General features: G+C 35.7%; 5 protein-coding genes. 3 read left to right on the forward strand and 2 right to left on the reverse strand.

Annotation, left to right across the window (positions count from 1 at the left end; genetic code table 11):
• Position 1 precedes the first annotated feature (1 nt).
• Positions 2-1,753 (forward strand): tetratricopeptide repeat protein, encoded by a 1,752-nt coding sequence (locus H4O20_RS14465; RefSeq protein ID WP_139856736.1) that lies wholly within the window; start codon positions 2-4, stop codon positions 1,751-1,753.
• A gap of 251 nt (positions 1,754-2,004) precedes the next feature.
• Here H4O20_RS14465 and H4O20_RS14470 read toward each other — a convergent pair whose 3' ends face one another.
• Entirely contained in the window at positions 2,005-2,580 is a 576-nt protein-coding gene (locus tag H4O20_RS14470) for an alkylphosphonate utilization protein (protein WP_139856737.1), read from the reverse strand.
• 150 nt (positions 2,581-2,730) lie between these two features.
• Between H4O20_RS14470 and H4O20_RS14475 the strand changes: the two genes are divergently transcribed.
• The gene (locus H4O20_RS14475) at positions 2,731-2,877 is read left to right on the forward strand and encodes a hypothetical protein (RefSeq protein ID WP_185099746.1); all 147 of its coding nucleotides are present in this window, start codon (positions 2,731-2,733) and stop codon (positions 2,875-2,877) included.
• Positions 2,878-3,023: 146 nt separating this feature from the next.
• Here the strand turns inward: H4O20_RS14475 and H4O20_RS14480 are convergent, their stop codons facing one another.
• Complete coding sequence (locus H4O20_RS14480; RefSeq protein WP_185099747.1) at positions 3,024-4,958, reverse strand: M1 family metallopeptidase; 1,935 nt, start codon at positions 4,956-4,958, stop codon at positions 3,024-3,026.
• 213 nt (positions 4,959-5,171) lie between these two features.
• On the opposite strand from H4O20_RS14480, the gene H4O20_RS14485 reads away from it, so the two are divergent.
• Positions 5,172-6,548 (forward strand): PKD domain-containing protein, encoded by a 1,377-nt coding sequence (locus H4O20_RS14485; protein WP_185099748.1) that lies wholly within the window; start codon positions 5,172-5,174, stop codon positions 6,546-6,548.
• Positions 6,549-6,630 lie beyond the last annotated feature (82 nt).

The following is a 6,630-nucleotide window of genomic DNA, read 5'->3' on the forward strand; positions in this document are numbered from 1 at the left end:
AATGAATCTCAACGATTTTTTTAACGAATTAAAACGAAGGAATGTCTTTAAAGGCACCGTTTCTTATTTAATTTTTTCTTGGGTTTTGCTTCAGGTCATCGCGATTCTTGGCCCTATAATTAACGCTCCTATTTGGTTTGGAAAAATGATTTTGATTATCCTAATCGTTTTGCTTCCTGTTTGGATTTGTATCTCCTGGTTTTTTGAAATCACTACAGACGGTATTAAAAAAACTAAAAATGTTCCGAAGGAAAAGTCCATCACACAAAAAACAGGGCAAAAACTCAACACTTTTATTATCGCGTTTTTGGCCATAGCAATAATCTTATTGTTTGTTGATCGATTTAGACTGCGTTCTGAAAATAAAGAAAACAATATTGCACTCGAAACAAAACCAGATAAATCGATTGCCGTATTACCGTTTTCAGATATGTCGCCAAACCAACAACAAGAGTATTTTGCGGATGGATTGGCAGAAGAAGTGTTAAACTCACTCGCTAAAATAAACGAACTTCAAGTTACTTCACGCACCTCGGCTTTTTCATTTAAAAACAAAAAAATAGACCTGCAGGAAATAGCAAGAACCTTAAATGTTTCATACATACTTGAAGGCAGTGTACGTACACAAGACAGTGTGATAAGGGTAAATGTAAATCTTGTTGAAACTAAAGGCGATAATAATATTTGGTCGCAGACTTGGGAAAAGGAACTCAAAAACATTTTTAAAATTCAAAATGAAATAGCCGAAGCAGTTGCAGAAAATCTTCAATTGCGAATTTTAGATAATATAATTCCAAGTGTAACAGAATCAAATACTGATGCGTATGCTTTGTTTTTGGAAGGACGTTACATCTATCAAAACAATTACAATGTCGAGTCTTTGCTTAAATCTGAAAAGCTATTAAAAAAATCTTTAGCCATAGATTCTACTTACGCAGCAGCATTGATAACATTAGGTAATATTTATCATACACAAAACAACTACGGAATTATTGATTATGAAACAGGAAAAAAGTTGACCTACGATGTAGCCGAAAAAGCCATAAAAGCAGACAGCACCTATGCCGAAATCTATGCATTTATGTCTTTACTTTCCTTAGAGTATGAAAATGATATTGGAAAAGCGGGAAAACTTGCACAAAAAGCTTTACGATTGGACCCCAATAACGAAACCGCTTTGCACAGAGCTTCGGAAGTAGCGCTTTTACAAGGGAATACAGAAGAAGCCATAGCAATTCACAAAAGAGTAATTATAATAGATCCTGTAAACGCTTCTAACTATTACAGTTTGGCCAATACTTATTATATGGCTAGAAATTTTAAAGAGGCCGAAAAAAATATTAAAGAATCCATTAGGCTTAATCCAGACCAAGACGTTGCGTATTCATTGTATGCATTAATACTAATGAACCAGGAGAAATACAGTCTAGCCCTAGAAGTGATAAAAAAAGAACCTCTAGAAGGTTTTAGACTACATACAGAAGCTATGATTTACTATTTTTTAGACAATCAGGAAAAGTCTGAGGCTGCACTAAATAAATTAATTTCTGATCATGAAAAGTCCTGGAGCTATCAAATTGCCGCTACCTATGCAGTGCTTGAAAAAGAAGATAAAATGTACTATTGGTTGGAAAAAGCACATACTCACAAGGACCTTGGGCTAATTGAATTACCAAATGAACCTATGTTTGAAGCCTATAGAAACCAAGCCAGATTTAAAGATTTTATAAAAAAACTTGGGTATAAGTATTAGGAGTAATTTAATGCCGGCAAGATGGCCTGCAGCATATCAAAAGACTTGACAGGTTTTAGAAACCTGTCAGGTCTAAACTCACAAAATGGGTAGATACACACTATTAAAGTGATCTACGAGTTTACGAGGATAGTCTAATGCTATTTAATTTTGGTAAAAATGGAGGAAAACGATCTTTTGTTTATACCTACAAGGAGGCCTGTGGCAACACCTTGCAGGATAAATAACAAGGACCTGTCAGGTCTGAATTTTTATACTTTCTTTACATAGTCCGTGATAATCACAATCTGCTGACCATCTACTCTTCCTTCTATATATTTTTCGTTTTCACGATCAAGAGAAATTCTACGCACAGTAGTACCTTGTTTAGCAACCATGCTACTTCCTTTCACTTTTAGGTCTTTTATTAGCACAACAGAATCACCTGCTTCTAATACAACACCATTACTATCGCGATGAATAACCGCATCTGCTTTTGCTTCTGCTACGCCAGCTTTTGCCCATTCCTTTACATCATCTTCCATATACATCATATCCAACAAATCTTGAGGCCAACCTTCAGCTCTTAATCTGTTAAGCATACGCCACGCCATCACTTGAACCGCTGGCACTGTGCTCCACATACTATCGTTTAAGCATCTCCAGTGATTTGCATCTACTTTTTCTGGATCTTCAATTTGTTCCTTACACGTATTACAAATGTAAACTGAAGCTTCGGCTCCACTCGTTGGAGAATCAGGCACCTCAAAAACACCAAGGTTTTCTTCACTTCCGCATAGTTCACATTTGTTATCGCTTCTTTGTTGTAACTCTTTTTCTAGGCTCATAATATAAAATAATTAAGTCCGTCGCTATGGCTTTGGAGATTGATGAGGCAAAGATATATTTTTCGTGAGATTTACCTACTACAAGATGATTCGTTCGTCAATTCGCCATATTTATAGCTGTTTTGAAATACACACCACAAAAAAGCCGTTTTGTGGCAAAATATTTTACTGCCTTTCTTGCCTTCTCTATTAATTATTGGATTTAGCAAAAAAGAAGCCATTGAATTAGTTACAAAAAGCAACGAAGCAACTATAGATGTAAGCAATTATCCAAAAGTAATTTTAGGTGGATGTTGAATTTAATAAAATTAAGTGTGTCAGGTTGAGTCCTTCGGCTTCGCTCAGGATAAACTAAAGTCGAAACCTAATTGTTCTCGACTGCGCTCGAACAGACAATAAAAAAAGCATCTAATAATAGAGGCTTTTTTTATGATTCTTACGGATTATAACTTATTCCAAGTATCATTTAATATATTGATATCAGGTATCATTTTGTTAGGGTCTTGCACTACGCGTTTTACCTGCTTATCTGTTTTAAGTAGGTGACTCCAAACATTACCTCGATGCCAAATTTCAACAGGAAGCTTGATGGTTTCTTTAGTATCGTCATTATAAGTTACCAACAGCTCCACTGGCATTGGCATATCACCGTTGTTTTCAACGGTAATCAAATAATTACCTTGGTAAGGCTCTACAGATAAAATTCCTAAATCTATATTTCCATTTCCGAAGAACCACCCTTTCCAAAACCATGATAAATCCTCGCCTACAGCATTTTCAATATGATTAAAAAAGTCGTTAGGTTGCGGATGCTTATATGCCCAATGACGGATATAACTCTTAAAAGCATAGTCGAATCGCTCTTCACCCAAAATGTATTCCCTAAGCATATAAAGTCCAGCAGCTGGCTTGTAATACGCAGTATATGCTAAGTTTCGTGCATTGGCAATATCTGGATAAGTGTCAATTCCTTCGCGATTTCCATAGGTTAGGTATTGAACCAAGTCACGCGGTTTGTCTGTTCTAGTTGGATATTCTCCATTATTAAAGGCAGCTGTACTGTAGTGATTTATAAAAATATTTAAGCCTTCGTCCATCCACGGGAAACGACGTTCGTTACTACCAACAATCATTGGGAACCAGTTGTGTCCAAATTCGTGATCAGTTACACCCCAAAGTGATGCTCCTCCTCTTTGGTACCCACAAAAACTAACTCCTGGATATTCCATTCCACCTACGCTAGTTGCTACGTTAATCGCATTGTGATACGGATAAGGATAGTAAGTATTAGAGTGAAACTCTACAGAAGCCTTAGTATATTCGGTAGAGCGGCCCCAAGCGTGTTCGCCATCGCTTTCTTTAGGATAAACAGACTGTGCCAATCCAAATTTCCCATTTCCTAGATTCATTTTTGCTGCATCCCAAATAAAGGCTCTAGAGGAAGCCCATGCAACATCGCGAGTGTTCTCCATTTTAAAATGCCAAGTTAGCGTGCCTTTCTTTTTAGCTTGAGCTCCAGATTTCCCAACTTCATCTGGTTTAATAATATAAACTGTTTTATCACTTTTCTCAGCTTTTGCTAAACGCTCTTGTTGGGTTTTTGTAAGTACTTCATTTGGATTTTGTAGTATTCCTGAACAAACAACTGTTTGATCTGCAGCCGCGGTAATCTTTACATCAAAATCTCCGTATTCACAATAGAATTCTCCAGCTCCCAAATACGGATCTGTATTCCAACCTACAACATCGTCAAAAACTGCTACACGTGGATACCATTGTGCAATTGCATATACTGTTCCGTCTTTAGCTTCAAACCTACCCATACGGTCCATTCCTTCAACAGGAATCTTGTATTCAAAATTCATTTTTATCTCAACCTCTCCTCCATTAGCTGCTAAAGGTTTATCTAAGAAAACTTGCATTCTCGTATCTGAAATCAGGTATTTAGAAGAAGTTCCTGTTTTCGTTTTAGCTGAAAAATTTGAAAGTATATAGCCGCCTTCAACGTCCCCACTATAACGCCCACCTTCAAGAGGGGAAGTTAAAGTACCACGAGAAGTTTCTGTGAAGCGGTTTTGCTCTAGGTACAACCAAATAAAATCTAGTTCTTCAGGACTATTGTTGGTGTATTGAATAGCAACATTCCCTGTAACAACGTGATTTTTCTCGTCTAAAGTAACTTCAAGTTGATAATCGGCTGAGTTTTGCCAATATTTTGGCCCTGGTTTTCCTGAAGCTGTTCGATATTCATTTCCTTGCCTATAAGTGAAATTATCGAAAAGACTTTGATTGTTTGGGTTTACATCTTGTGCATAAAGCGTAAAAGACACAACGGAAAAAAGCAGCATAATCCATAAACTGCTATTGAAATACTTCATATTATTCAATTTTTATAAGTCAACTAGCGAAGATAGTAAATTGAAAATTTAATGTGCTATTAAAGTAATAACCAATATTATATTCTTCTACTAAGACCATTTTAAATTCCTTAACAATGAAAATACAAAAAGATAAATGTTTTAGGGGTAACATTTTTACTGTAGAGGTATATAAGGGTATAGAAACAAAGTTTAACCTAAATTCAATTTATCATGAAAAAATTAAAAATCACTTTTTTCTGGCTCTTAGCAGCAATTTTATTGGTTGGCTGCCAACCTGAAAATCTGAACTCTGAAATTCAGTTAGACCCTCATAATCAAAATTCATTTTCATCTGGTCCTACCTGTGATGGAAAACCAATTATGAAATTCGGCTCTTTAGATGAAATTCAAAATACCCATCGCGATTTATACAATGAATATAGTATTACTCAAGATGAGGAAACATTAAATACTTGGGAAGAAGATCTTTCATTTTACTCTCTACGCAAAAAAGATGAGGATATGGATAACGGTTTAATTCCAGAAGATCCAAATTTCGATTCATGGAATTACACTAGTGATATTATATTAGAAACTATCCTAAACGAGGATGGGATGGTGATAATTGGAGAATACCTATATATATGGGATGACGGATGTGTTATTCACCGTATACCATATAATAATTGCTCAGATTATAGTACAATGCTAAGTTTTTCCGAGTTCGCAAAAACATATGACGGTTCTCCTCTTGCTCAAGAGAAAATGTCTTATTTTGTAAATGATAAAAAAATCAGCAATATTGATATTTGTCAGGACAATCGCTTCGATTTTGAAACTATTAGCGCAGAAAATCTTACAATTAAAAATGATCCTCCGAGATATCAAACAAAAAGTGGGTCTGAATGTGGGTTCCAAGCCTATATAAGTCATGAAATCTTAAGTCATGATGCGGTGAATAGCCAAATTTCTATAAAACTTAAAGCAAATTTTATTGCTCCTATTGGAAGCAATCCACAACCATCATTTTACATTTCTAATGTATCAGATTTTACGAGTGTTGAAATTGTTGGAGGTTCATTGCCTGGAAGCCAAAACATCGAGTGGGGAATACAAGGTGCTGGCTGGGCATATCTTGGTGATGAGGTTTTTATAGATATAGATTATTCCAATTATAACACCTATGTACCTCTTCTGTTAGTTGATTTGGTTGGGGTTTTAAATCCTATTAGTGGAAATAGTTGTATGGATATGGACAATTTATCTCTTAATCTAGATTGCCCAATCTCAATTTCTAAAACCCCTTTAGACGCAAAAAATGGAAAGTGGCTATTTACCCTAGAAGGCATAGGTAATGCACAAAATTACGGTGTAACCTGGGATTTTGGGGACGGCAGTTCACCGGTGACAATAATGAATAACAGCACGGTAATCCATACGTTTCCCACTCCTTGTTCGGTTGAAACTTTCAATGTAACAGCAACAATAGAAAAATTAAATTTATGTGTAAACACAGTTACTACCTCTATGCAATCTTGGGATTCTTGTAAAAGAGGCAAGATGAGTGAAGTTGGATCATTCTCAAAAGTTGTGTGTGAATTGAAATAGAATTCTGATTTTTGTTTTTTAAAACAAAGCTTTGGACAATTATCTAGACCTACTGAAACTTATCCTGCCTGAATTTTTAATC

This window comes from Aequorivita sp. 609 (genome assembly GCF_014212065.1).
GTDB lineage: Bacteria > Bacteroidota > Bacteroidia > Flavobacteriales > Flavobacteriaceae > Aequorivita > Aequorivita sinensis.